This is a genomic window from Streptomyces misionensis, assembly GCF_900104815.1.
Lineage (GTDB): Bacteria > Actinomycetota > Actinomycetes > Streptomycetales > Streptomycetaceae > Streptomyces > Streptomyces misionensis.
This window is the reverse complement of record NZ_FNTD01000004.1, coordinates 6,550,295-6,574,721: the sequence shown is the minus strand read 5'-3', so window position 1 is coordinate 6,574,721 and position 24,427 is coordinate 6,550,295. Positions and strand designations below refer to the sequence as shown.

Here is a 24,427-nt window from a genome sequence, read left to right as displayed (position 1 = left end):
CGCCCTGGGCGCCGTACGGGAAAGGGGTCGGCGGCTACGGGGCGGGCGGCGGCTCGGCCTCGGACCGGGCATCGGACTCGGCGGCGCCCCGCGCGGACCGGCGCCCGCGGTGGAAGGCGCCGAACCGTGCGCCGGCGTCCCGCGCCGGACGCTGCTCCGGGCGGTCCGCGTCCACCGCCTCGGATGCCGCGTCGGACCCCGTCTCGGACACCGCTTCGGACCTCGTGTCGGAGGCCGACCGGCGCTGCTCGCGCCCCCGTTCGGCCTCGGCCATGGTGCGGCCGGGCGCGCGTACGGGCAGGCCGTTCGGCGTGGAGCCGGCGGCGCGCGCGTGCTGTTCCTGCACGGACGGCTCCGGCCGGGCGGCGGGCCGCTCCGGGACGCCGGGGCGCGCGGCGGGCCCGGGCACCGGGGCCGGGGCGGGTGCCGGTGCGGGCACGGTTCCCGCGGTGGCGCGGCCGACGGCCCCGGGCGCCACCGCCTCGCGCTGCTGGGCGATCAGCTGCGGGGGCAGCAGGACGACGACACCGGTGCCGCCGCGTGACGAGGGGCGGTAGTTGACGCTGATGCCGTACTTCACCGCGAGCCGTCCGACCACGGCGAGGCCGAGCCGGGTGCCCTGGAGCGAGGCGAGGTCGGTCATGCGGCCGGACACCGCCTCCTCGGCACGGCGCATGGCCGCGTCGGCCATCTTCAGGCCGCTGTCCTCGATGGTGACGACCAGGCCGGCGCTGCGGTCCTCGACGTAGACGTGCACCTCGTCGATGGGCGGGGAGAAGTTCGCGGCGTTGTCCATCAGTTCGGCGAGGAGATGCATGACGCCCTCGGCGGCGAAGCCGGAGATCGCGGCGGTGGTGGAGCAGTGCAGGCGCACCCGCTGGTAGGCGGCGATCCGGCCGACGGCGCCGCGCAGGATGCTCTCCATCACGATCGGCTTGTTCCAGGCGCGGCTGGACCGGCCGCCCATGAGCAGCGCGAGCCGGTCGGTCATCAGGCCGAGCTGCGAGGTGCTGTGGTCCAGCTTCAGCAGGTCGCCGAAGACCTCCTCGCCGTGTCGTTCCTGCATCTCCCGCAGGTCGGCGAGCATGCTGACGGACTTGGCCTGGACGCGGCTGAGCGCCTTGGCGGAGGCGGCCTGCGCCGCGGCGGCGCGCCGCTCGCTGCGGGCGAGTTCGCGCACATACGACTCGGTCGGGATGCGGACCGCGGGCAGCCGGGGCAGGTCGAGTTCGGCGAGCACCGTGTCGGCGGACGCGCCCTCGCGCAGTCCCGCGAGGGCGGCGGGCAGGGTCTCCCGCGCCACCCGTTCCAGCGCGGCGACCATCTCGTCCAGCTCGTCCCGCGCCCGCCGGCGCTCGCCGTCCGACGCGGCCGCGCGCCGCACGTGTTCCTCGACGGCGGCGGCGAAGACGTACCCGATCCGCCCCAGCTGCGGGTCCGACGGCTGGGTGACACCGCCCAGCGCGTCGGCCGCGCTCATGCCCTCGCGCAGACGGTCGGCCACGGCGGGCAGCGTCACGTTGGCCAGGTGCGCGGTCTCCGCCGACAGCTGCGCCGCCTGCGCCTTGAGACGGCCGGCCTCGGCGGTCTGCGCGGCGGCCGTGCGCCGGGCCCGCGCCACGAGCCGGTGGCCGACGAGGACGGCCGCGGCCAGGCACACCCAGGCGACCGCGACCACGGTCAGCGCCCAGGGGCCGGCACCGGACGGCGCCAGGACGACGGCCACGCCGCCGGCCGCCGCGCCGAGCACCAGCACGGCCAGGGGCACGGCCGGCGAGGTGCGCGGCGCCTTCGTCGGCCGTTGCTGACTGAGCGGTGCAGGCAGTGACATTCCGCGGTCCCTCGGTCCAAGAGATCAGGAGAAACGGGCCGCCGACGCACGGCGGCCGCGGGCCGGAAAGGGGGGCGCCAAGAGGACGACGATCTTCCGACCGGGTACCTGCTCATGCTAGCCACACTGGAGCGCCAGAAAATCTGACTGGCGGCTTAGTCGGCCGCCAACCAGAGTTCGTCGCGAACCGATCGACGGAACGTCCGTGTGTGATAGGGGACTTGCCTGACCCGTCAGCCTGTCGGCTTGCATCGGCAGGGCTGGGAATCGGACTGACATAACGTCAAATCACCATCAGGTGGGCCTCATTCGTAGAACCGATCCCAACAGACAGCGTCACTTTCCAGCCAACTGCGCGTTCCTGGCGGTGAAGCCGGGCGCTCCGCGACGTGTCGGGGGCTGGAGCCGGGGCGGCGACCGACCACCAGTCGCGTCCGCGCACCCACGCCGACGGATCGCCGGGCCGGCAGGGTTCGGCCGCAGCGGGGTTCGACGGGCCAGACCGTCCAGCCCGGCCGCGGCCTGCTCCCCCTCGGCGACGGCCGCCTCCACACCGTCCAGGTTCCGCTGACCACGGTGTGACGCGCGAGGGAGACCGCTCCCCGGCAGGTATGTTGGTCACCGGTCGGCCGGAGTACAGCCCGGGAAGCAGAAGACCCCTGATCAGCAGGGGTCTCAGCTGGTGTCCGAGGGGGGACTTGAACCCCCACGCCCGATAAAGGGCACTAGCACCTCAAGCTAGCGCGTCTGCCATTCCGCCACCCGGACCAGGTGTCTGCCGCCTTGCGAGGGGCTTCCCTCGCGGCGACATGGACAACAATACCAAGGTTTCGGAGTGCGTTTCACCTGCGTATTCGGGCCGCAGGGGGTAGGGCGGCGGCCACATACGGATTGCGAGACGCCGTGCACGGTGAGTCAGGGCGCTGCCCCGGCACGGGCGCCGTGGGCTCCCGCGTTCCCGCGGCGCGCCTCACGGGCAGCGAACGACCTGACCGGCGTACGACAGGTTCCCGCCGAAGCCGAAGAGCAGCACCGGGTCCCCGCTCACCAGCGCGCCCTGCTCGACGAGCTTGGAGAAGGCGAGGGGGATGCTGGCGGCGGAGGTGTTGCCGGACTCGGTGACGTCGCGGGCGATCACCGCGTTGGCGGCGCCCAGCTTCTCGGCGAGCGGTTCGATGATGCGCAGGTTGGCCTGGTGGAGGACGACGCCGGCGAGGTCCTCGGGGGCGATCCCGGCCCGCTCGCAGGTACGGCGGGCGATGGCGGGCAGCTGGGTGGTGGCCCAGCGGTAGACGCTCTGCCCCTCCTGCGCGAACCGCGGCGGCGTCCCCTCGATCCGCACCATGCGACCCATCTCGGGCACCGATCCCCACAGCACGGGGGCGATCCCCGGCTCCTCCCCCGGCGCGCACGCCTCCACCACCGCGGCTCCGGCCCCGTCGCCGACGAGGACGCAGGTGCTGCGGTCGGTCCAGTCGGTGACGTCGGACATCTTCTCGGCGCCGATCACCAGGGCGCGGATGGCGGCGCCGGCGCGGACGGTGTGGTCGGCGGTGGCCAGGGCGTGGGTGAACCCGGCGCACACCACGTTGACGTCCATGGCGGCGGGGCTCGGGATGCCGAGCCGGGCGGCGACCCGGGCCGCGGTGTTCGGGGACCGATCGATCGCGGTGGAGGTGGCGACCAGCACCAGGTCGATGTCGGCGGGGGCGAGTCCGGCGGCGGCCAGGGCCTTGGCGGCGGCGTGCGCGGCCAGCTCGTCCACCGGCTCGTCGGGGCCGGCGATGTGGCGGGTGCGGATGCCCACCCGGGTGCGGATCCACGCGTCGTCGGTGTCGACCATGCCGGCCAGGTCGTCGTTGGTGAGCACCCTGGCGGGCTGGTAGTGGCCGATGGCGGCGATGCGCGAGCCGTGCATGACGGGGTCCCCCTCGTTGCCGTGGGTAGCGGGAGTCACAGTCTGTCCAGTGACTCGCGGGTACAACGGCACGTGAAGCCACAGGAATCGGGCAGGTGATTTGTCGGCTCCGCGCAGCTCCACGGGGTCCGGGCAGGGGTCGCGGTGCACGGATCGCGCGGTGGCCCCCGGGCACGGTCGTCCATGTGCAGGACAATGAGATCGTGAAGGCCGCCTCGCCCCGCCGGCGTGGTGGCCACGGCTGTCACCGCAGGAAGGGCCGTTTCGGCCGCCGGCACACAGAGAACCGGGACTGATCAGGACATGGGACGAGTCACGGACCGACGCAAGGTACTCCGCATCCGGGACGGAGCGGTCTCCACGCGGCCGGACACGCTCGTCGCCGAGGAACCCCTGGAGATCCGGCTGAACGGCAAGCCGCTCGCGATCACCATGCGCACTCCCGGCGACGACTTCGCGCTGGCGGCGGGCTTCCTGGTGAGCGAGGGCGTCCTGGCTTCCGCGTCCGATCTGCTGAACATCGTCTACTGCGCGGGCGCGACCGCGGACGGTTCGAACACCTACAACGTGGTCGACGTGAAGACCGCGCCGGGCGTCACCCTCCCCGACTTCGGTCTGGAGCGCAACGTCTACACCTCCTCCTCGTGCGGCCTGTGCGGCAAGGCCAGTCTGGACGCGGTCCGTACGACCACCCGCTGGCCGATCGCCGACAGCCCCCGCCTCCGTGTCACCACCGAACTGCTGGCGGAGCTGCCCGACCGGCTGCGGGCGGCTCAGCGGGTGTTCGACCGGACCGGGGGACTGCACGCCGCCGCCCTGTTCACCGAGGACGGCGAGCTCCTGGACGTCAAGGAGGACGTGGGCCGGCACAACGCGGTCGACAAGCTGGTGGGGCGCGCGCTGCAGAGCGGCGAGCTGCCGCTGTCCCGGACGGTGCTGCTGGTCTCCGGGCGGGCCTCGTTCGAGCTGGCACAGAAGGCGGTGATGGCCGGCATACCGGTGCTGGCCGCCGTCTCCGCGCCGTCCTCACTTGCGGTGGACCTGGCCGCGGAGACCGGTCTGACGCTCGTCGGTTTCCTGCGCGGCACCTCGATGAACGTGTACGCGGGCGAGGACCGGATCGCCCTGCCGCAGGGTGCCGTGCACGGCTGATCGCCCGGCCCGCCCCCCTGCGCGGCCGACCGCACGGCCCGCATCGCTCGGCCACGCCCGTGAGCCGGTCCGCCCGGACCGGGCGCCGCGCGCAGGTAACGGCGTAACGCCGGCCTGCGGGCCTACCGATGTCGTCCACCGGCCCCGCCCGGTCACTGGTCCGTGCCGGAGATCCGGGTCAGCAGGTCCATGAAGCGGTCGCGTTCGGCCGCGGTCAGCGGGGCGAGCAGTTCGTCGTTCGCGGCGCGCGCGGCGTGTTCGCAGCGCGCGAGGAGCCGGTCGCCCCGGTCGGTGAGGGAGACGGCGTTCTTGCGGCGGTCGCGGGCGTCGGGGGCGCGGACGACGAGACCGGCGTCCTGTAGGTCGTTGAGGATGCCGACGAGGTCTTTGGGGTCGAGGGCGATGCCCCGGGCGAGGTCGGCCTGGGCGACGGGCGCGAGGTCGCGGACGGCGGAGAGCACCACGTGATGCCACATCTTCAGGCCCTCCGCGGCGAGGGCGTCGGCGACCAGGGCACGGCCCCGGGCGGCGGCGCGGCCGAGGAGCCAGCTGGGCAGGGAACGGATCGCGGTCAGGGGTGCTTCGGCCATGACCGGCAGCCTATCCAAGAAATCGTTGGACTCCCCCATGAATTCCCGTCTACCGTTGGCGCCCCCAATGACTTCGTGGGTGTTCCCCACGACCGATCCCGCCGGGCCGTCCGGCCTGGAGGTGGAGGTGGCGATGCGTCGCGTCCGGTACGAGTCCCGCGGCGGCCCGCTGTTCCTGGAGGAGACCGGCGTGCCCGAGCCCGGCCCCGGGCAGCTGCTGGTGCGCTGCGCGGCGATCGGGGTCACCCTGCCGGTCGTCCGCAAGGTCCGCGAGGCCGCCGAGCCGATCGCGCTGGGCGGCGAGGTGGCGGGCGAGGTGGTGGCGGCCGGCCCGGGGGTGACCCGCTTCCGGAGCGGCGACCTGGTGACCGGGCTGTGCTTCGGCCATGGGTACGCCGACTACGCGGTGCTCCAGGAGGCCATGGCCTCGCCGGTGCCGGAGGGCGCCGGCGCGGTGGACGCCGTGGCGCTGGTGCGCAGCGGTCTGGTGGCCCTCGGCGCCCTCGCGTCGGCGCGTCCGACGCCGGGCGAGTCGGTGCTGGTGACGGCGGCGGCGAGCGGGGTGGGGCACCTCGCGGTGCAGTTGGCGCGGGCGCGGGGTGCGGGGCGGGTGGTGGGGGCCGTGTCGGATCGGGGGAAGGCGGAGTTCGTGCGGTCCCTGGGTGCGGACGACTGCATCCGGTACTCCGACGACAGTTGGGGGGATCCCGTCGACTGTGTGGTGGACGCGGTCGGCGGTGACCTGCTCACCCCCGCCCTCGCCGCCCTCGCCCCGCACGGCCGGCTGGTCGCCTACAGCTCGGGCGGCGGCACGGTCCGGGCCTACGACCTGCTGGTGGGCGCCAAGTCGGTGATCGGTTTCCAGATGGCGCTGATCGCGCGCGGCCGGCCCGAGCTGTACGAGGAGTGGCGCCGTGAGCTGTGGCGGCTGTTCCACGAGGGCGCCGTCCGGCCCGTCGTCCACGCCCGGTTCCCTCTGGAGGAGGCGGCGCGGGCGCACGCGGTGATCGAGTCCAGGGCCAACCTGGGCAAGGTCGTCCTGTGCCCGTGAGCACGCCTTGCGAGCCGCGCCTCAGGCTCCGGCAGCCGGCACCGCCGTCACCGCAGGACCCGGTCCTGTGACCGCCCCTCGGCCGTGGGCGCGGCCGGCCCGTCTGCGCCGGTGTCCCCGTCCGGCAGGTCGTGGGCGCGGCGCTTGGCGATGACCGCGCACACCATCAGCTGCATCTGGTGGAAGAGCATCAGCGGGAGCACGGCCAGGGAGGCGTGGGCGCCGAAGAGGACGCTCGCCATGGGCAGGCCCGAGGCGAGGGACTTCTTGGAGCCGGCGAACTGGATGGCGATCCGGTCCCCCCGGCCGAAGCCCAGCGCCCTGGCGCCGTACCAGGTCAGCACCAGCATGACGGCGAGCAGGGCGGCCTCCACGAGGAGGAGCGCGCCGAGCCGGGCGGGGCTGACCTGGTGCCAGATGCCCTGGACCATGCCCTCGCTGAACGCGGCGTAGACGACCAGCAGGATGGAGCCGCGGTCGACCAGTCCGAGGACCTTCTTGTGCCGGGCGACGAAGGGGCCGATCCAGCGCCGCAGCACCTGCCCGGCGACGAACGGCACCAGCAGCTGCAGCACGATGTCGACCAGGGAGTGCGCGGAGAAACCGCCGCCGCTGTTGCCCAGCAGTCCGGCCGCCAGCAGGGGGGTGAGGACGATGCCGACCAGGGAGGAGAAGGACCCGGCGCAGATCGCCGCGGGCACGTTGCCGCGCGCGATGGAGGTGAAGGCGATGGACGACTGGATGGTGGACGGCACCAGGGTCAGGAACAGCAGCCCCTGGTAGAGCGGCTGGGTGAGCAGCACCGGCACGGCCGCGCGCGCGGCGAGGCCGAGCAGCGGGAAGATCACGAAGGTGCAGGCGAGCACGGTGACATGGAGTCGCCAGTGGCGCAGTCCGTCGAGCGCCTCCCGGGTGGACAGCCGGGCGCCGTAGAGGAAGAACAGGAAGGCGATCGCGGCGGTCGACGCTCCCGAGGCCACGGTGGCGCCGGTGCCCCGTGCCGGGAACAGCGCGGCGAGACCCACCGTGCCGAGCAACAGCACGATGTACGGGTCGATCGGCATCCAGCTCGGCCAGCGCAGGCGTGTCACGGTGCTCCGATGGGTGTGCGACGGCGTTCCGGTCCGGGCCCGAGGGCCCCTTTCATGATCCCCTCCCCCGCCTCGATCGGGAATCCCGCATACCACTCTCACTGTCATCATGAATCGCGATAACGGCATACCCTCGTGGTGTGTACGACCCGACACAGCTGCGGACCTTCCTCGCCGTGGCCCAGACGCTGAGCTTCACCCAGGCCGCCCGGCGGCTGGGGCTGCGCCAGTCCACGGTGAGCCAGCAGGTGCGCCGGCTGGAGGATGCGGCCGGGCGCCCGTTGTTCTCCCGGGACACCCACTCCGTGGAGCTGACCGAGGACGGCGAGGCCATGCTGGGCTTCGCGCGCCGGATCCTGGAGGTGCACGAGCAGGCGACGGCGTTCTTCACCGGGACCCGGGTGCGCGGGCGGCTGCGGTTCGGCGCGTCGGAGGACTTCGTGCTGACCCGGCTGCCGGAGATCCTGGAGGGCTTCCGCTACGACCACCCGGAGGTCGACCTGGAGCTGACCGTGGAGCTGTCCGGGACCCTGCACGAACAGCTGGCCGCCGGAAAGCTGGACCTGGTGCTGGCCAAGCGGCGCCCGGAGGACCCGCGCGGAGCCCTGGTGTGGCGCGACGACCTGGTGTGGATCGGCGCCGAGCGGCTGCGCCTGGACGCCGACCGGCCGGTCCCACTGATCGTGTATCCGCCGCCCGGCATCACCCGGGCCCGGGCCCTGGAGGCGCTGGAGCGGCAGGGGCGCGGCTGGCGGATCGTCTGCACCAGCGGCAGCCTCAACGGGCTGATCGCCGCGGCCCGCGCGGGGCTCGGAGTGATGGCGCACTCGCGCCGGCTGATCCCGCCGGGCCTGTTCCGGCTGCCGGAGCGTTCGGGGCTGCCGGAGCTGGGCAAGGTCGACTTCGTCCTGGTCCACGGTCATCGCAGGACCGGCGCCCAGGAGGCGGCGGACGCCCTCGCGGCGGCCGTCCTGGCGGGCGGGGAGCGGCTGCGGCGCCCCGGGGGCTGACCCGCACCCGCGCCCCGCGGCGCTTTCATCGGCGCACGCCCCTCCGCTGTAGCCTCGTGGCGCGGGACCGGCGGCGGGGCCCATGGCCGTCCGCGTTCCCCGCACAGCGGGTTCATGGCCGTAATCGCTCTGTACGGAGCCGTAACCGGCGCGTACAGATTCGGTGGAGATTACGCCCCCGAAACTTACTGACCCGTCAGTATCGTGTCCGGCCCTTACCCATGTGCGCGCATTTCGGGGACACCGGTCGGGCGGAAGGTGCGCTTTGCTCGGTTTCCGCCCCCCTCCCCTGCGGTCGGGGTGTGAGGTAGCTTTCACGGCGCTGTGCCGAGCATCACGGCGCGATCAGGCAGCGAGGATCGGGGAGCGAGGATTGCGCGAGTTCACGAACCCGCCTCTCACGTCGGCACCGCCGGTGGGTGGTCTGGCCGATGTCGTCTTCGAGCACGCCCTGACGGACCCGAGCCGTGTCGCCCTCGGCCGCAAGGACGCCGCCGGGCAGTGGCGCGACGTGACCGCCGCCGAGTTCCGTGACGAGGTCCTCGCCCTGGCCAAGGGGCTGCTGGCGAGCGGGATCCGCTTCGGCGACCGCGTCGCGATCATGTCCCGCACCCGCTACGAGTGGACCCTCTTCGACTTCGCCCTGTGGACGATCGGCGCCCAGGTGGTACCCGTGTACCCCACCTCCTCGGCCGAGCAGTGCTTCTGGATGCTCTACGACGCCGAGGTGACGGCGGCGGTCGTGGAGCACGAGGACCACGCGATGACCATCGCCACGGTGATCGGCCGGCTGCCCCGGCTGCGGCAGCTGTGGCAGCTGGACGCGGGCTGTGTGCAGGAGCTGTACGACGCCGGGGCGCACCTCGACGACGAGGTGGTGCACCGGCACCGGCAGGCGGTCACCCCGGAGTCGGTGGCCACCGTGATCTACACGTCGGGCACGACGGGCCGCCCCAAGGGCTGCGTGCTCTCGCACGCCAACTTCATGTTCGAGGCGGACAACGTGGTGGGGCGCTGGGAGTCGGTGTTCCACTCCAAGCGCGGGGACGAGGCGTCCACGCTGCTGTTCCTGCCGCTCGCGCATGTCTTCGGGCGCATGGTGGAGGTCGCCACGATCCGCGGCCGGGTCCGCCTCGGCCACCAGCCGCAGCTGAACGCCGCCGCGCTGCTGCCCGATCTCCAGGCCTTCAGGCCGACGTTCATCCTGGCGGTGCCCTACATCTTCGAGAAGGTGTTCAACGCCTCCCGCCGCAAGGCGGAGAAGGAGGGCAAGGCGGGACCGTTCGAGAAGGCCGTCGATGTCGCGGTGCGGTACGCGGAGGCCGTCGAGGCGAAGGCGTGGGGCGTGGGGCCGGGCCCGACGGCGGGGCTGCGGATGCAGCACCAGCTGTTCGACAAGCTGGTGTATGCGAAGGTCCGGGCCGCGATGGGCGGTCGCATACGGAACGCGATGTCCGGTGGCTCCGGGATGGACCGCCGACTGGGGCTGTTCTTCGCCGGTGCCGGCGTGCAGATCTACGAGGGGTACGGCCTGACGGAGTCGACCGCCGCGGCGACCGCGAACCCGCCCGAGCGCACCCGGTACGGCACCGTCGGCCAGGCCATCCCCGGCGTGACCGTGCACATCGCGGACGACGGGGAGGTGTGGCTGCACGGCGGCAACGTCTTCCAGGGCTACCTCAACAACCCGAAGGCCACCGACGAGTCGCTGCACGACGGCTGGCTGGCCACCGGCGACCTGGGCTCCCTGGACGAGGACGGCTATCTGACGATCACCGGCCGCAAGAAGGAGATCCTGGTGACCTCCGGCGGCAAGAGCGTCTCGCCCGGGGTGCTGGAGGAGCGGGTCCGCGACCATCCGCTGATCAGCCAGTGCATCGTGGTCGGCAACGACCGCCCCTACATCGCCGCCCTGGTCACCCTCGACCAGGAGGCCGTCGAACACTGGCTCCAGATGCGCAACAAGCCGCTGATGGCGCCCGCGCAGCTGGTGCGCGACCCTGATCTGGAGACCGAGGTGCGGCGCGCGGTGGTCGCCGCCAACACCCTCGTCTCGCAGGCCGAGTCGATCCGCACCTTCCGGATACTGGCGCAGCCGTTCACCGAGGAGCACGGGCTGCTGACGCCGTCGCTGAAACTGAAGCGCAAGGCGATCGAGAAGGCGTACGAACGCGAGGTCGACGCGCTGTACAGAACGTGACGGCGGGGCGCGGGGCAGGAATGCTCGTCGGCGTGTGATCGTTGAGGACAGGAGTACCACTTGTCGAGAAGCGAAGGATCAACGAGCTCGTGAGCAGCAAGGTCCCCCCGATCATCCTCAACAACGGCGTCGAGATGCCCCAGCTGGGGTTCGGCGTGTGGCAGGTGCAGGACGACGAGGCCGAGCGGGCCGTCGCCACCGCACTGGAGGCCGGGTACCGCAGCATCGACACCGCCGCGGCCTACGGCAACGAAGAAGGCACCGGCCGGGCCATCGCGGCCTCCGGTCTGCCCCGCGAGGACGTCTTCGTCACCACCAAGCTCTGGAACAGCGACCAGGGGTACGACGCCACGCTGCGCGCCTTCGACACGTCGCTCACCAAGCTGGGACTCGACTACGTCGACCTGTACCTGATCCACTGGCCGCTGCCCGCCAGGGACACCTACGTCGACACCTACAAGGCGCTCGAAAAGCTGTACGCCGACGGCCGGGCCCGTGCCATCGGCGTGTCCAACTTCCTTCCCGAGCACCTGCGTCGGCTGACCGGCGAGACCTCCGTCATCCCGGCGGTCAACCAGATCGAGCTGCACCCCCATCTGCAGCAGCACGCGGCGCGGGAGTACCACGCCGAGCTGGGCATCGCGACCGAGGCGTGGTCGCCGCTCGGCCAGGGCAAGGGGCTGCTCGAGGTGCCGGCGATCGTGGCGATCGGGCAGAAGCACAACCGCACTCCGGCCCAGGTGGTACTGCGCTGGCACATCCAGCAGGGCACCGTCGTGATCCCGAAGTCCGTGACGCCGTCGCGGATCAAGGAGAACATCGACGTGTTCGGCTTCAAGCTGGACGACGAGGACCTGGCGGCGATCGGCGCGCTCAACGAGGACCGGCGGATCGGTCCCGACCCGGCCACGTTCGACATGGCCTGACGCCCGCCACGAGCCGGCTGCGGCACCGGACGTCCCGGTGTGCGGCCGGCTCGTGCCGTGTCCGGACGGTGTGTTCGGACGGTGCGTTCAGACGGTGCGTTCAGACGGTGTGGGCGTCGGCGTGGACGACGTCGAACTCCTCCAGGGCGACCACCGAGACATGGGCCTTGGCGGCGCCCTCGTGGCGGACGGCGGCCTGGGCCGCGCGGGAGGCCGCCAGCGCGTGGCGGTCGGTGAAGAGGGTGCCCGCGAGGCCGCGGCCGCGCTCGCGGTCCAGGAGGAGGGCCGTGCGGGCCAGGCCGGGCACGTTCTCCAGATGGGGCAGCGCCGTCGTGTGGAAGGTGTCGGCGAGCAGGTCCGCGTCCCTGGGGTCGAATTCCAGCCGCGCGACGCGCAGTGCGCCGCCGACGACGGGCCGCGGCAGGGCGTGGTAGACGGCGACCCAGTAGTGCTCGACCGCCACGGAGGCCGCGAACGGCTCCAGCAGCGCGGGCCGGCGCTCGCGCATCACCTCGTCGCTGTTGGCCTGCGCCTCCTCGGACTCCCACCAGCTGAGCGTGAGCAGTTTGCCCAGCTCCCGGTCGACGAAGACGCCCGCGCCCCGGTAGCCGGGCCGCTCCTCCAGCAGATCGTGGCCCCGGCTGTTCAGGGCGCGCAGGGCCGAGTCCAGCCGGGCCGGATCACCGGTCGCGTACACGGTGCGAACGAACATGACGCCTCGCCTCCCGGGTGCGGACACCGCCGACGCGCCGTCGGACGGCTGCCGATCCGTCCGGTGTCTCCAGTCTCGCCATCCGCGCAAACCGCCGCAATACGCACGGGTTTCGGGAGTTCGCAACCCGAGGGTTGACGCGAGCATGGCAGCTACGCCACGGTGGTGCCGCCCGGTAAGGAAACTTTCCTAACAGAAGGGTCCCCCACAGTGCGTCTTCGAACACTGACCCTCGCCATGGCCTCCGGGGCCGCCCTGCTCGCCGCCGGCCTCCTGCCCGCGAACGCGCTCGCCACGCCCGCCCCGAAGACCGCCCAGGAGGGCTCGGTCAGCGCGGCCGACCTGCTCGCCAAGGTGAAGTCCTGCTCGCAGATATCCAACGGCAAGTACAAGACCGACGACGAGACCTCGGCCACGGTTCCCGTGTGCGGCAAGAACGGCGCGGTGTTCTGGAAGGCCGACATGGACATCGACTGCGACGGCCAGCGCACCACCAACTGCAACGAGGACCGCGACCCCTGGTTCCAGGACGACACCGCCTTCCACCAGTCGGACGGCAAGCCGCTGAAGTCCGAGTCGCTGCCCTACGTCGTGGTGCCCAGCACCAGCAGCATCTGGAACTACTCCGACGCCGGGATCAAGGGCGGCGGCGTGGTCGCGGTGATCTACGACAACAAGGTGGAGTACGCCGTCGTCGGCGACACCGGCCCCACGAACATCATCGGCGAGGCGTCGTACGCCACCGCCAAGGCGCTGGGCATCGACCCCGACCCGGCGACCGGCGGCGCGGACTCGGGCGTGACCTACATCCTGTTCAAGAACTCCAAGGTCTCCCCCATCGAGAGCCACAGCGCCGCCGTCTCCCTCGGCGACCAGCTGGCCAAGCAGTTCCTGGCCGCCAACTGACGCCAGTCGTACGTCAGTTGGGCTGGCCCAGCGGGCGTACGACCACGGTGTTGACGTCGACCCCGGCCGGCTGCCGGATCGCCCAGACGACGGAGTCGGCGATCTGCTCGGCGGTCAGCAGGTGCCCCGGGGGCAGGCTGCCGTAGCCGTCCCAGAAGGGGGTCTCCACCCGGCCGGGGGCGACCAGGGTCACCCCGATGCCGAACTCCGTCACCTGACGCCGGGTGTTCTCCGCGAGGCCGGTGACCGCCCACTTGGTCGCCCCGTACAGGTTGCCGGGCGTGTTCACGAACCCGGCGACGCTGCCGACGAGCACGATCCGGCCTCGGGTCTCCTTCAGCGCGTCGACCGAGGCGCGGATCAGCAGGGCGGGGCCGAGGACGTTGGTGAGGACCATCTCGGCCCAGCCGGCCGGGTCGCCCTCGGCCACGGAGTCATGGGTGGCGAAGCCGGCGTTGGCGACGACCGTGTCCAGTCGGCCGTATGCCTCGAGCGTACGGTCGACCGCATTCCGTATATCGTCGTACGACGACGCGTCGCCGACGATCGTCTGCAGTCCTTCCGGATTCCCCAAACCGTCCGCGAAGTCCCGCAGCCGCCGCTCCGTGCGGCCCGTGACCGTGACCCGGTGTCCCGCGTCCAGCAACTGCCGGGCCACGGCCGCGCCGATGCCGCTGCCTCCGCCGGTGATGAGCGCGACCGGAGAGTCGTTCATGGTTCCCCCTTGGTTTCGGTGCACCTGTGCGGGCATCCGTGTGCCTGGTGCGTGCCGGGGAGTCCATCACTTGGAGCACTCTCGAAGTCAAGCGCCTGCCGCGCGGCTTCAGGCGGGTCGTACCGCCGTGTACACCGTGTGCGCGGACAGCACGAAGACGTCCGGCCGCTGGTGGACGCTCGCGGGGTCGGCGGGATCCAGCAGACGGTCCAGGGTGTCGCGGTCCTCGGTGGTCAGCGCGTCGGCGAAGCCCTCGCGCAGCCGGCCGAGGGAGGCGGCGACGTAGGCGCGGGCCCGGTCGGTGGCCGGGGCGGGCAGGTCCAGCAGGAAGCTGCGGGTCCCGGTGTGCCGCAGGCCCGCCGCGGTCAGCAGCGCGGGCCAGTCCTCGATCTCGGCGACCGAGCCCGGCAGTTCGGCGCGCATCCGGGCGAACCACTCCTCCTCCAGCGCGTCGAGCCGCGCTCCGAGGCCCGGACGGCCGATGCCGATGTCCCGGGGCAGGAAGCGGGAGGGCAGGCCGCCTTCGAGGAGGGCCAGGGTGCCGCCGGGGGCGAGCCGGCGGGCGAACGCGGTGAGCGCGGCCCGCTGGTCGCCCAGGTGGTGCAGGCTGCGGCTCGCCCACAGCAGGCCGGCCGGCTGCTCCAGCTTCTCCAGCACCTCGGGGAGTTCGCCGGTGAGGGTGTCGAAGCGGTCGCCGAAGCCCTCGCGGGCGGCGCGGGCGCGGGCGCGGTCCAGCAGCGGGGCGGTGCCGTCCACGGCGACGACCCGGGCGCCGGGGAAGGTCCGGGCGAACAGGCAGGACAGCACTCCGGGTCCGCTGCCCGCGTCCACGATCAGCCCCGGGTCGGGGACCTCGCCGGCGAGCCAGCCGAGGGCCTGCTCGTACAGCGGGCCGAACAGCTCCGCCTGGGCCTCCAGCAGGGGGGCCATCTCGTTCCAGTCGATGTCCGTGCCGTTGCCGTGACCGTGGCCGTGGCCGTGCCCATGGCCTTGCCCGTGGCCGTGCCGGGTGCTGTGCTGGTGGTCGTGCGCCATGGTGGTCAGCCTCTCTTCCGGGTGCCGTAAGAGTGCGACGGCACACCGGAACGTGGCAAATTCCGTTGCCGACACGGCAAAATCCGCGGCGCTCGATCGCCCGCCGAAAAACCGGATGCCCGACCGCCCGCCGTCGCCCAGGATGACCGCATGGACAACGACATGGTGGAGCGGTTCCTCGCCGACGGTTTCGTGAAGATCGAGGGCGCGGTGCCACCCCGGGTCGCCGAGGACTGCGCTCGCCTGCTGTGGCGGGAGACGGGGTACGACCCGCAGGACCCCGCCGGCTGGAAGGAGCCGGTGGTGCGGATAGGCGGCATGGCGCAAGGGCCGTTCGCGGCCGCCGCCAACTCCCCCGTGCTGCACGAGGCGTTCGACCTGCTGGTGGGAGAGCGGCGCTGGGTGCCCCGGTATTCGCTGGGCACGTTCCCGCTGCGCTTCCCGCACCCCGAGGACCCGGGCGACGCCGGCTGGCACATCGAGGGGAGCTATCTGCCCGAGGGCGCGTCCTGGTACCACACCAATCTGCGTTCCAGGGACCGGGCGTTGCTGATGCTGTTCCTGTTCAGCGAGGTGACGCACGAGGACGCACCGACCCGCATCCGGGTCGGCTCGCATCTGGACGTACCGCCGCTGCTGGAGCCGTACGGCGAGGCCGGGGTGTCGGGGCTGGACATCGCGCCGGCGCTGGTCGAGGCGAGTGCGCACCGGCAGCTCGCCCTGGCCACCGGGCGGCTGGGCGACGTCTACCTGTGCCATCCGTTCCTGGTGCACGCGGCGCAGCCGCACCGCGGCACCCGGCCGCGTTTCATGGCGCAGCCGCCACTGGATCCGGCGGTGCCGTACGAGCTGGACCGGCCGGACGGGGCGTACTCGCCGGTGGAGACGGCGATCCGCCGGGGGCTGGGCCGCTGACCCGTCCCCCGGCGGTGCCGTCGCCTCAGCCCTTGGCGACGAGGTCCCGGAGGGCGGTGTTGAGTTCCAGGACGTTCACCCGGGGTTCGCCGATGAAGCCGAGGGTGCGGCCGGTGGTGTGTTCCTCGACCAGTTTGCCGACCTCGGCCACCGGCAGCCCGGTGCGGGCGGCGACCCGGTGGACCTGGAGAGCGGCGTAGGCCGGGGAGATGTCGGGGTCGAGACCGGAGCCGGAGGAGGTGACGGCGTCGGCGGGGACCTGGGAGGGCCGCACGGGGTAGCCGGGCACGGAGTTGTCCTTGACGATCTTCGCCTTGGCGGCCTCGACCGCCCGGACGAGTTTCGGGTTGTCGGCGGCCAGATTAGTCGCTCCCGAGACCTCCAGCTTGTACCGCGTGTTGAGGGAGTTGCTGCCGAGACCGCCGGCCGGGCGGGGCTGGAAGTACTCCGGGCCGTAGCCCTGCTGGCCGATGAGGGAGGAGCCGACGACCTTGCCGTGCGAGCGGATCTCGGAGCCGTTGGCCTGATGGGGGAAGAGCCCCTGGGCGACCCCGGTGAGGGCCAGCGGGTAGACCACGCCGGTGAGCACGGTGAGGACGATCAGGGCACGCAGGCCCGCGGTGAGCAGGCGGGCGGTGTTCGTAAGGGAGTTGGTCATGTCCTTCACCCGATCCCGGGGATCAGCGAGATGAGCAGGTCGATGATTTTGATGCCGAGGAACGGGGCGACCAGGCCGCCGATGCCGTAGACGGCGAGGTTGCGGCGCAGCATCCGGTCCGCGCTCATCGGCCGGTACCGCACGCCCCGCAGGGACAGCGGCACCAGCGCGACGATGATCAGCGCGTTGAAGACGACGGCCGACAGGATCGCGGAACTCGGCGAGGACAGCCGCATGATGTTGAGCTTGTCCAGGCCCGGATAGACGGCGGCGAACAGCGCCGGGATGATCGCGAAGTACTTGGCGACGTCGTTGGCGATGGAGAACGTCGTCAACGCGCCCCGGGTGATGAGGAGTTGCTTGCCGATCTCGACGATCTCGATCAGTTTGGTCGGGTTGGAGTCGAGGTCGACCATGTTGCCGGCCTCCTTGGCGGCCGACGTGCCCGTGTTCATCGCCACGCCGACGTCCGCCTGCGCGAGGGCCGGGGCGTCGTTGGTGCCGTCGCCGGTCATCGCGACCAGTTTGCCGCCCGCCTGCTCGCGCTTGATGAGGGCCATCTTGTCCTCGGGGGTGGCCTCGGCGAGGAAGTCGTCCACGCCCGCCTCCCGCGCGATCGCCTTCGCGGTGAGCGGGTTGTCGCCGGTGATCATCACCGTCTTGATGCCCATGCGGCGCAGTTCCTCGAACCGCTCGCGCATGCCTTCCTTGACGACGTCCTTGAGGTGGATGACGCCGAGGACGCGGGCGCCGTGTTCGTCGTGGACGGCGACGAGCAGCGGGGTGCCGCCGGCCTCGGAGATCCGGTCGGCGATCCGGTCGGTGTCGGCGCCGGCGTCGCCGCCCTGCTCCTTCACCCAGGCGATGACCGAGGCGGCGGCGCCCTTGCGGACCCTGCGGCCGTCGACGTCCACACCGGACATCCGGGTCTGGGCGGTGAAGGCGATCCACTCGGCGTTCGCGAGTTCGCCCCGGTGGCGTTCGCGCAGCCCGTACCGTTCCTTCGCCAGGACGACGACCGAGCGGCCCTCGGGCGTCTCGTCGGCGAGGGAGGACAGCTGGGCGGCGTCGGCGACCTCGGCCTCGGTGGTGCCCTCGACCGGCACGAACTCGGCGGCCCGGCGGTTGCCGAGGGTGATGGTGCCGGTCTTGTCGAGGAGCAGGGTGGAGACGTCGCCCGCCGCCTCGACCGCGCGGCCCGACATGGCGAGCACATTGCGCTGGACCAGGCGGTCCATGCCGGCGATGCCGATCGCGGAGAGCAGCGCGCCGATCGTGGTCGGGATCAGGCAGACCAGCAGGGCGACCAGGACCACCAGGGTCAGATGGGTGCCCGCGTGGTCGGCGAACGGCGGCAGGGTGGCGCAGGCCAGCAGGAAGACGATGGTCAGCGAGGCCAGCAGGATGTTGAGGGCGATCTCGTTGGGGGTCTTCTGCCGGGCCGCGCCCTCGACCAGGCGGATCATGCGGTCGATGAAGGTGTCGCCGGGCTCGGTGGTGATCCGTACGACGATCCGGTCGGACAGCACCTTGGTGCCGCCGGTGACGGCGCTGCGGTCGCCGCCGGACTCGCGGATGACCGGCGCGGACTCACCGGTGATCGCCGACTCGTCCACCGAGGCGACACCCTCGACGACATCGCCGTCGCCGGGGATGATGTCGCCGGCCTCGCAGACCACCAGGTCGCCGACGACCAGCGCGGTGCCCGGTATTCGTTCCTCGACCCGGCCGGTGAGCCGGCGGGCGACGGTGTCGGTCTTCGCCTTGCGCAGCGTGTCGGCCTGGGCCTTGCCGCGGCCCTCGGCGACCGCTTCCGCGAGGTTGGCGAAGACGACCGTCAGCCACAGCCAGGCACTGATGGTCCAGCCGAACCAGTCGCCCGGGTCGGCGCAGGAGAAGACGGTGGTCAGGACCGATCCGATCCACACCACGAACATCACGGGGGACTTGACCATCACCCGGGGGTCGAGCTTGCGCAGCGCCTGGGGCAGGGACGTGACCAGCTGCCCCGGATCGAAGAGACCGGCCCCGACACGGCTCTTTTCGGGCCGGTGCCCGGTGGGCGCGTCCTGGTGGGGCGCGAGGGTGGAAGTGGACATCGCGTCCTCGTGGCTTTCCGTTCGGGTGGTCATCACGCCAGCCCTTCGGCGAGCGGTCCCAGCGCGAGGGCCGGGAAGTACGTGAGACCGGTGATGATCAGGATCGCGCCGACCAACAGGCCGGTGAACAAGGGCTTTTCGGTGCGCAGGGTGCCCGCCGTGACCGGTACCGGCCGCTGCCCGGCGAGCGAGCCGGCCAGCGCCAGCACGAACACCATCGGCACGAAGCGGCCCAGCAGCATCGCCAGTGCGGTCATGGTGTTGAACCAGTCGGTGTTGGCGTTCAGACCGGCGAAGGCCGAACCGTTGTTGTTCGCCGCGGAGGTGAAGGCGTACAGCACCTCGGAGAAGCCGTGCGCGCCGGGGTTGAGCGCGGAGTCCGGCGGGGTCGGCAGCGCCATCGACGCGGCGGTGAAGACCAGCACGAGCGCCGGGGTGACGAGGATGTAGCAGGCGGCGAGTTTCATCTCGCGGGCGCCGATCTTCTTGCCCAGGTACTCGGGGGTGCGGCCGACCATGAGACCGGCGATGAAGACCGCGATCACCGCCATGACGAGGATGCCGTACAGGCCGGAGCCGACGCCGCCGGGCGCTATCTCGCCCAGCATCATGCCGAGCATGGTGACGCCCCCGCCGAGGCCGGTGAAGGAGGAGTGGAAGGAGTCCACCGCACCGGTCGAGGTCAGCGTCGTGGCCACCGCGAAGATCGAGGAGCCGCCGACGCCGAAGCGGACCTCCTTGCCCTCCAGGGCGCCGCCCGCCGCCTGGAGCGCCGGGCCGTGGTGGGCGAACTCGGTCGCCATCATCAGCGCGGTGAACCCGAGCCAGATGGTGCCCATGGTGGCGAGGATGGCGTAGCCCTGGCGTGCCGAGCCGGTCAGCACACCGAAGGTGCGGGTCAGGCAGAACGGGATGACCAGGATCAGGAAGATCTCGAGGAGGTTGGTGAACGGCGTGGGGTTCTCGAAGGGGTGGGCCGAGTTGGCGTTGAAGTAGCCGCCGCCGTTGGTGCCCAGTTCCTTGATGGCTTCCTGGGAGGCGACCGCGCCGCCGTTCCACTGCTGCGAGCCGCCCATGAACTGGCCGACCTCGTGGATGCCGGAGAAGTTCTGGATCGCGCCGCACGCGACCAGGACCACCGCGGCGACGGCGGCGATCGGCAGGAGGACGCGCAGGGTGCCGCGCACCAGGTCGGACCAGAAGTTGCCGAGTTCACCGGTGCGGGAGCGGGAGAAGCCGCGCACGAGCGCCATCGCGACGGCCATTCCGACGGCGGCGGAGACGAAGTTCTGCACGGCCAGACCGGCGGTCTGCACGACGTGCCCCATCGTCTGCTCGCCGGAGTACGACTGCCAGTTGGTGTTGGTCACGAACGAGACGGCCGTGTTGAACGACTGCGCCGGGCTCACCGAGGCGAAGCCGAGCGAACCGGGCAGGAAGCCCTGGAGGCGCTGGAGGAGGTAGAGGAACAGGACGCTCACGGCCGAGAAGGCGAGCAGCGCCCGCAGATACGCGGGCCAGGTCATCTCGGCGTCCGGGTCGGCTCCGATGCCTCTGTAGAGCCATCGCTCCACCCGCAGGTGCCGGCGGGAGGAGTAGACCCGGGCCATGTAGGTGCCCAGGGGGACGTAGACGAGTGCGAGAGCGCCTATGAGGGCGAGTGTCTGGAGCACGCCTGCCGGTACGGGACCCATATGCCGTCTCAGAACCTCTCCGGATAGATCAGGGCGAGGACGAGATAGCCCAGGAGGGCGACGGCCACGACCAGGCCGACGATGTTCTCGGCGGTCACAGCTTCGTCACCCCCCTGGCGACGAGGACCACGAGCGCGAAGGCCGCGACCATGGTGCCGACGAAGGCCAGATCGGCCATCGTGAACTCCTGGGATGAGTCTCGGAACTACGGACGCTACGAGGAAACCTCTCCCCTGGCCGGATCCGGACCCCGTTGACGGCCCTCTTACGGCGGCGCGGCTCGCCTTGACGTGTCTCTTACGGCGGCCGGGCGACCCGCCGGCCGAAAAGGGTGATCGGGTCAGTCCACGACCGGTTTGCGGAAGGCGCAGAGGGTGAAGAGCGGGTCCGGGCGGGGCCGGTCCTGGTCCGGGAGCCCGGCGAGACGGGCGGCGTAGCACTCGGTGCGGGGGTCGTCGGGAGGCAGCCGGGTAAACCAGCCGCGGCGCAGGTCGGCGATGGCGCCGCGGGGACTGCGGCCCTGGCCGACGCCCCGGAAGACGGCCCGGCCGGCGGGGGCGAGCCCGTGCCGGGCGGCGTACGCGGTGACCTTGTCCGCGGCGTCCTCGGCGGGCCGTACCGGGCGGTCGGCGAGTACGGCGTCGATGTCGCTGCCCACGTCGTGTGCGGCGGCCTTGTCGACGGTGGTGACGTACACCCCGCCGGGCCGCAGGACGCGGGCGCACTCGGCGACGACGGCGCGCACGTCGCCGGGGTCGTCCGGCAGGTGCAGCAGCCAGATGCTGGTGACGGCGTCGAAGGTGGCGGCGGGGAACGGCAGCCGGCGGCTGTCGGCGCGGACGATTTTGCCGGGCAGACGGGCGGTGGCCATCCGGGTCATGGCGGGGGCGAGGTCCGCGCCGGTCACCCGGAGCGCGGGGCGGCCCGCGGCGATCTCACGGGTGACGATGCCGGTGCCGCAGGCGAGATCGAGGAGGCGGCGGGGACCGTCGGGTATGAGACCGAGGACGGCGGCCGCGGCGGCTTGGGCGCGGGCCTCGCCGCCGCGGGAGGCGTCGTAGACGTCGGCTTCCTTGTCGTAATCGAGCACGGCCCTCAGTGTGCGCCGTGGCCCGGGGCGATGTCCTCCACCTTGCGGGCGAGCGTGAAGTCCTTCTCGGTGAGGGCTCCGCCGGCGCTGTGGGTGGTGACGGCGAGGGCGACGCTGTGGTAGCCGAGGGTGAGGTCGGAGTGGTGGTCCAGCTCGTCCTGGATGCGGGCGATGTGGACGACCAGGGCGGCCGCGGCGAAGTGCGAGGCGAGCCGGTAGCTGCGGGTGAGCCGGCCGCCGTCCGCGGACCAGCCGGGGAGTTCGGCGAGCCGCTCCTCGATCTCCTTCTGCGACAGCGGTTCGACGGCCATGGCACGGTCTCCCTTCGGGAAGGCACGGGACGGAACCTCAGCCTGCCACGCGCGGGCCCGGGTCACGCGGGCGACGCGGCGGCGCACGGCCGGTCGTTGTGGTGACCGCTTCTCGTTTAGGGTCGGGGCATGACCATGGTCGCCGCCGAAGCCTCCGTGTCCACCGCCATCGACGGCAAGGGGGTGGGACATCTGCTGCGCGCCTGGCGGGAGCGGCGCCGTCTCTCCCAGCTGGAGCTGGCCCTGCGGGCGGACTCCTCCGCCCGGCACATCTCCTTCGTGGAGACCGGCCGGTCCCGGCCGAGCGAGGAGATGGTGCTGCGGCTCGCCGAGCACCTGGACGTGCCGGTGCGGGAGCGCAACGCGCTGCTGCTGGCCGCCGGTTACGCCCCGCGCTATCCGGAGACCCCGCTGGACGATCCCGCGCTGGACGCGCTGCGCGACGGGATGGAGCGGCTCATCCAGGGCTACGAGCCGTATCCGGCGCTGGTGGTGGACGCCGGGTACACCGTCGTCGCCGCCAACCGGGGCATCGCGATGCTGCTGGAGGGGGTGCCCGAGGAGCTGCTGCGGCCGGCGCCGAACGCGATGCGGCTGACGCTGCACCCCGAGGGCCTCGCGCCGCGGATCCGGAACCTGCGGGAGTGGCGCGGGCATCTGCTGGCCCAGATGGAACGCCAGCTCGCCCTGCACCGCTCGGACCAACTCCGCGCGCTGTACGACGAGGTGACGGCGTATCCGGTGCCCGAGGACGCACCGGGCGAGGAACCGGACGAGCCGGTGCCGTACTTCGCGCTGCCGATGCGGATCGAGCACGAGGGCCGCGTCCTGTCCTTCGTGTCCTCCATCTCCACCTTCAACACGCCGATGGACATCACCGTCGCCGAACTGGCCATCGAGACGTTCCTGCCCGCGGACGCCGCCACCACCAAGTACCTGCACACGCTCGTGGGTTGACCATGCTGTGATCCTTCCGTCCGGTCGATCTGCTGTGCGATCCGGTCCCGCGTGACAGACTGCTGCGCGCGTAAGGCGGCACACAGGGGAGGGCGTGGCGTGAGTGAGCGGCGGGCTGCGCCCACCGTGGGCCAGGTGGTGCTCGGCAAGCGGTTGCAGGAACTGCGGGAGGCCGCGGGGCTCGGCCGCGAGGAGGCCGCCCGGGTGCTGCGGGTGGCCGCGGCGACGGTTCGGCGCATGGAGACGGCCGAAGTCGCCCTGAAGATCCCGTACTTGCAGGTGCTGCTGGACACCTACGGGGTGCCGCGGGAGGAAGCGGCCGCGTTCGTGCGGCTGGCCGAGGAGGCCAACCAGCCGGGCTGGTGGCAGCGGTTCCACGATGTGCTGCCGGACTGGTTCAGCCTGTACGTCAGCCTGGAGGGCGCCGCCCGCATCATCCGCTCCTACGAGCCGCACTTCGTGCCCGGCCTGCTCCAGACGGAGGCGTACGCACGGGCCGTGCTGGAGGCGGGGACGATCGGGCAGACCGAGCCGCACGCCATCGAGCGGCATGTGTCGCTGCGGATGGAGCGGCAGCGGCTGCTGGAGCGCGAGCATCCCCCGCACCTGTGGGTGATCATGGACGAGACGGTGTTCAGGCGCCCGGTGAGCGTCTCCCCCGATGTGCTGCGCGACCAGCTGGACCGGCTGCTGGAGTACGCCGGGCGGGACGGGATCACGCTCCAGATCGCCGAGTTCGCGGCGGGCCCGCATCCGGGGACGTACGCGCCGTTCACGCTGTTCCGGTTCGCCGAGCCGGAGTTGCCGGACATGGTGTTCACCGAGTACCTGACCGGCGCCCTGTACCTGGACTCGCGCCAGGAGGTCGCCGCGCACCTGGAGGTGCTGGACCACATGACGGCCCGGGCCGCCTCGGCGCGGCGCACCCGGGAGATCCTGCGGGAGTACCGCGCCCGGCTGTGAGGGCCGGCGGCGTGCGGCCCGGGGAACGCCGGTGCCGCGCTCCGGAGCGGGGCGCGGCACCGAGGTCCCGGCGGATCAGGCGAGTTCCGCGGTGAGGGTGATGGTCGTGCCGGCGAGGGCCTGGCTGACCGGGCAGTTCTTCTTGGCGTCCTCGGCGGCCGACTGGAAGCCCTGCGCGTCCAGGCCGGGCACCTCGCCGCGCACGGTGAGGTGGATGCCGGTGATGCCCTCGCCGGGCTGGAAGGTGACGTCGGCCTTGGTCTCCAGCCGGGTGGGCGGGGTGCCGGCGCCGGCCAGGCCGTGGGAGAGGGCCATGGAGAAGCAGCTGGAGTGGGCGGCGGCGATCAGTTCTTCGGGGCTGGTCTTGCCGTTGGCCTGCTCGGCGCGCGACGGCCAGGACACCGGCTGCTCGCCGATGCCCGAGGAGTCGAAGGTGACGAGGCCCTTGCCCTCAAGAAGGTTGCCTTCCCAGACGGTGTGCGCGGTGCGCGTGGTAGCCACGATGGTTCCTTTCACGAGGGATCGCTCCCGTTGCCGGGTGTCCGTGGTCCCTATCCGATCACATCCGGGCGGCGGACGCGGAGGGTTGGGCGGTGGCACGGC

General features: G+C 72.0%; 23 protein-coding genes and 1 tRNA gene. 9 read left to right on the top strand and 15 right to left on the bottom strand.

The window, feature by feature from the left end; genetic code table 11:
- Window positions 1–34: 34 nt before the first annotated feature.
- The 3 genes from BLW85_RS31400 to BLW85_RS31390 form a co-directional block, all read right to left on the bottom strand.
- Window positions 35–1,831 carry an ATP-binding protein gene (locus BLW85_RS31400; protein WP_074994348.1) on the bottom strand — a complete coding sequence of 599 codons (1,797 nt, stop codon included), beginning with the start codon at window positions 1,829–1,831 and terminating at the stop codon, window positions 35–37.
- Between the two features lie 680 nt (window positions 1,832–2,511).
- Window positions 2,512–2,599 (bottom strand) — tRNA-Leu (locus BLW85_RS31395).
- Between the two features lie 202 nt (window positions 2,600–2,801).
- Window positions 2,802–3,749 (bottom strand): beta-ketoacyl-ACP synthase III, encoded by a 948-nt coding sequence (locus tag BLW85_RS31390; protein WP_074994345.1) that lies wholly within the window; start codon window positions 3,747–3,749, stop codon window positions 2,802–2,804.
- Window positions 3,750–4,052: 303 nt separating this feature from the next.
- Between BLW85_RS31390 and fdhD the strand changes: the two genes are divergently transcribed.
- Window positions 4,053–4,901, top strand: coding sequence for a formate dehydrogenase accessory sulfurtransferase FdhD (gene fdhD, locus BLW85_RS31385; RefSeq protein WP_070023467.1), 849 nt, complete (start codon window positions 4,053–4,055; stop codon window positions 4,899–4,901).
- Window positions 4,902–5,053: 152 nt separating this feature from the next.
- Here the strand turns inward: fdhD and BLW85_RS31380 are convergent, their stop codons facing one another.
- Window positions 5,054–5,491 (bottom strand): MarR family winged helix-turn-helix transcriptional regulator, encoded by a 438-nt coding sequence (locus BLW85_RS31380; RefSeq protein WP_070023468.1) that lies wholly within the window; start codon window positions 5,489–5,491, stop codon window positions 5,054–5,056.
- Between the two features lie 133 nt (window positions 5,492–5,624).
- Between BLW85_RS31380 and BLW85_RS31375 the strand changes: the two genes are divergently transcribed.
- Window positions 5,625–6,542, top strand: coding sequence for a quinone oxidoreductase family protein (locus BLW85_RS31375; protein ID WP_074996271.1), 918 nt, complete (start codon window positions 5,625–5,627; stop codon window positions 6,540–6,542).
- A gap of 47 nt (window positions 6,543–6,589) precedes the next feature.
- Here BLW85_RS31375 and BLW85_RS31370 read toward each other — a convergent pair whose 3' ends face one another.
- Window positions 6,590–7,606 (bottom strand): bile acid:sodium symporter family protein, encoded by a 1,017-nt coding sequence (locus BLW85_RS31370; protein WP_079172462.1) that lies wholly within the window; start codon window positions 7,604–7,606, stop codon window positions 6,590–6,592.
- Window positions 7,607–7,773: 167 nt separating this feature from the next.
- Between BLW85_RS31370 and BLW85_RS31365 the strand changes: the two genes are divergently transcribed.
- From BLW85_RS31365 to BLW85_RS31355, 3 genes are all read left to right on the top strand, one after another.
- Window positions 7,774–8,643, top strand: coding sequence for a LysR substrate-binding domain-containing protein (locus BLW85_RS31365; protein ID WP_074994340.1), 870 nt, complete (start codon window positions 7,774–7,776; stop codon window positions 8,641–8,643).
- A gap of 373 nt (window positions 8,644–9,016) precedes the next feature.
- Window positions 9,017–10,843 carry an AMP-dependent synthetase/ligase gene (locus BLW85_RS31360; protein WP_070023471.1) on the top strand — a complete coding sequence of 609 codons (1,827 nt, stop codon included), beginning with the start codon at window positions 9,017–9,019 and terminating at the stop codon, window positions 10,841–10,843.
- Window positions 10,844–10,932: 89 nt separating this feature from the next.
- A complete protein-coding gene (locus BLW85_RS31355; protein ID WP_074994338.1) occupies window positions 10,933–11,769 on the top strand; it encodes an aldo/keto reductase in 837 nt (278 codons plus the stop codon).
- Between the two features lie 100 nt (window positions 11,770–11,869).
- On the opposite strand, the gene BLW85_RS31350 is transcribed toward BLW85_RS31355, so the two are convergent.
- Window positions 11,870–12,481 (bottom strand): hypothetical protein, encoded by a 612-nt coding sequence (locus BLW85_RS31350; protein WP_074994335.1) that lies wholly within the window; start codon window positions 12,479–12,481, stop codon window positions 11,870–11,872.
- A gap of 210 nt (window positions 12,482–12,691) precedes the next feature.
- On the opposite strand from BLW85_RS31350, the gene BLW85_RS31345 reads away from it, so the two are divergent.
- Window positions 12,692–13,387, top strand: a complete 696-nt coding sequence (locus BLW85_RS31345; protein WP_070023474.1) for a glycoside hydrolase family 75 protein — start codon at window positions 12,692–12,694, stop codon at window positions 13,385–13,387.
- Window positions 13,388–13,400: 13 nt separating this feature from the next.
- Here BLW85_RS31345 and BLW85_RS31340 read toward each other — a convergent pair whose 3' ends face one another.
- Both BLW85_RS31340 and BLW85_RS31335 read right to left on the bottom strand, forming a co-directional pair.
- Window positions 13,401–14,102, bottom strand: coding sequence for an SDR family oxidoreductase (locus tag BLW85_RS31340; RefSeq protein WP_074994332.1), 702 nt, complete (start codon window positions 14,100–14,102; stop codon window positions 13,401–13,403).
- Between the two features lie 108 nt (window positions 14,103–14,210).
- A complete protein-coding gene (locus tag BLW85_RS31335; protein ID WP_074994330.1) occupies window positions 14,211–15,137 on the bottom strand; it encodes a class I SAM-dependent methyltransferase in 927 nt (308 codons plus the stop codon).
- 150 nt (window positions 15,138–15,287) lie between these two features.
- Between BLW85_RS31335 and BLW85_RS31330 the strand changes: the two genes are divergently transcribed.
- Complete coding sequence (locus BLW85_RS31330; RefSeq protein ID WP_074994327.1) at window positions 15,288–16,052, top strand: phytanoyl-CoA dioxygenase family protein; 765 nt, start codon at window positions 15,288–15,290, stop codon at window positions 16,050–16,052.
- A 25-nt stretch (window positions 16,053–16,077) separates the two neighbouring features.
- Here the strand turns inward: BLW85_RS31330 and kdpC are convergent, their stop codons facing one another.
- The 6 genes from kdpC to BLW85_RS31300 all read right to left on the bottom strand — a co-directional run bounded on the left by kdpC (window position 16,078) and on the right by BLW85_RS31300 (window position 21,904).
- A complete protein-coding gene (gene kdpC, locus BLW85_RS31325; RefSeq protein WP_074996270.1) occupies window positions 16,078–16,710 on the bottom strand; it encodes a potassium-transporting ATPase subunit KdpC in 633 nt (210 codons plus the stop codon).
- Window positions 16,711–16,715: 5 nt separating this feature from the next.
- On the bottom strand, window positions 16,716–18,842 hold the full coding sequence (gene kdpB, locus BLW85_RS31320) for a potassium-transporting ATPase subunit KdpB (RefSeq protein ID WP_403424514.1): 2,127 nt from the start codon (window positions 18,840–18,842) through the stop codon (window positions 16,716–16,718).
- The gene (kdpA, locus tag BLW85_RS31315) at window positions 18,842–20,503 is read right to left on the bottom strand and encodes a potassium-transporting ATPase subunit KdpA (RefSeq protein ID WP_074994324.1); all 1,662 of its coding nucleotides are present in this window, start codon (window positions 20,501–20,503) and stop codon (window positions 18,842–18,844) included. The genes kdpB and kdpA overlap by 1 nt, the downstream gene beginning before the upstream one ends.
- A gap of 8 nt (window positions 20,504–20,511) precedes the next feature.
- On the bottom strand, window positions 20,512–20,601 hold the full coding sequence (kdpF, locus tag BLW85_RS39570; protein WP_018533641.1) for a K(+)-transporting ATPase subunit F: 90 nt from the start codon (window positions 20,599–20,601) through the stop codon (window positions 20,512–20,514).
- A gap of 242 nt (window positions 20,602–20,843) precedes the next feature.
- Window positions 20,844–21,593 (bottom strand): class I SAM-dependent methyltransferase, encoded by a 750-nt coding sequence (locus BLW85_RS31305; RefSeq protein ID WP_070023479.1) that lies wholly within the window; start codon window positions 21,591–21,593, stop codon window positions 20,844–20,846.
- A 5-nt stretch (window positions 21,594–21,598) separates the two neighbouring features.
- Window positions 21,599–21,904, bottom strand: a complete 306-nt coding sequence (locus BLW85_RS31300; RefSeq protein WP_070023480.1) for a 4a-hydroxytetrahydrobiopterin dehydratase — start codon at window positions 21,902–21,904, stop codon at window positions 21,599–21,601.
- 129 nt (window positions 21,905–22,033) lie between these two features.
- On the opposite strand from BLW85_RS31300, the gene BLW85_RS31295 reads away from it, so the two are divergent.
- Both BLW85_RS31295 and BLW85_RS31290 read left to right on the top strand, forming a co-directional pair.
- A complete protein-coding gene (locus BLW85_RS31295; RefSeq protein ID WP_074994323.1) occupies window positions 22,034–22,861 on the top strand; it encodes a helix-turn-helix domain-containing protein in 828 nt (275 codons plus the stop codon).
- Between the two features lie 99 nt (window positions 22,862–22,960).
- Window positions 22,961–23,824 (top strand): helix-turn-helix domain-containing protein, encoded by an 864-nt coding sequence (locus BLW85_RS31290; RefSeq protein WP_070023482.1) that lies wholly within the window; start codon window positions 22,961–22,963, stop codon window positions 23,822–23,824.
- A 75-nt stretch (window positions 23,825–23,899) separates the two neighbouring features.
- On the opposite strand, the gene BLW85_RS31285 is transcribed toward BLW85_RS31290, so the two are convergent.
- Complete coding sequence (locus tag BLW85_RS31285) at window positions 23,900–24,325, bottom strand: OsmC family protein (RefSeq protein WP_070023483.1); 426 nt, start codon at window positions 24,323–24,325, stop codon at window positions 23,900–23,902.
- Window positions 24,326–24,427 lie beyond the last annotated feature (102 nt).

Coding starts and splice junctions, on each gene's coding strand:
- BLW85_RS31350 (WP_074994335.1), bottom strand. CDS start 12,481: ATGTTCGTTCGCACCGTGTACGCGACCGGTGATCCGGCCCGGCTGGAC.
- kdpB (WP_403424514.1), bottom strand. CDS start 18,842: ATGACCACCCGAACGGAAAGCCACGAGGACGCGATGTCCACTTCCACC.
- BLW85_RS31380 (WP_070023468.1), bottom strand. CDS start 5,491: ATGGCCGAAGCACCCCTGACCGCGATCCGTTCCCTGCCCAGCTGGCTC.
- BLW85_RS31375 (WP_074996271.1), top strand. CDS start 5,625: ATGCGTCGCGTCCGGTACGAGTCCCGCGGCGGCCCGCTGTTCCTGGAG.
- BLW85_RS31330 (WP_074994327.1), top strand. CDS start 15,288: ATGGACAACGACATGGTGGAGCGGTTCCTCGCCGACGGTTTCGTGAAG.
- BLW85_RS31300 (WP_070023480.1), bottom strand. CDS start 21,904: ATGGCCGTCGAACCGCTGTCGCAGAAGGAGATCGAGGAGCGGCTCGCC.
- BLW85_RS31335 (WP_074994330.1), bottom strand. CDS start 15,137: ATGGCGCACGACCACCAGCACAGCACCCGGCACGGCCACGGGCAAGGC.
- BLW85_RS31295 (WP_074994323.1), top strand. CDS start 22,034: ATGACCATGGTCGCCGCCGAAGCCTCCGTGTCCACCGCCATCGACGGC.
- BLW85_RS31400 (WP_074994348.1), bottom strand. CDS start 1,831: ATGTCACTGCCTGCACCGCTCAGTCAGCAACGGCCGACGAAGGCGCCG.
- kdpC (WP_074996270.1), bottom strand. CDS start 16,710: ATGACCAACTCCCTTACGAACACCGCCCGCCTGCTCACCGCGGGCCTG.
- fdhD (WP_070023467.1), top strand. CDS start 4,053: ATGGGACGAGTCACGGACCGACGCAAGGTACTCCGCATCCGGGACGGA.
- BLW85_RS31340 (WP_074994332.1), bottom strand. CDS start 14,102: ATGAACGACTCTCCGGTCGCGCTCATCACCGGCGGAGGCAGCGGCATC.
- BLW85_RS31370 (WP_079172462.1), bottom strand. CDS start 7,606: ATGCCGATCGACCCGTACATCGTGCTGTTGCTCGGCACGGTGGGTCTC.
- kdpA (WP_074994324.1), bottom strand. CDS start 20,503: ATGGGTCCCGTACCGGCAGGCGTGCTCCAGACACTCGCCCTCATAGGC.
- BLW85_RS31390 (WP_074994345.1), bottom strand. CDS start 3,749: ATGCACGGCTCGCGCATCGCCGCCATCGGCCACTACCAGCCCGCCAGG.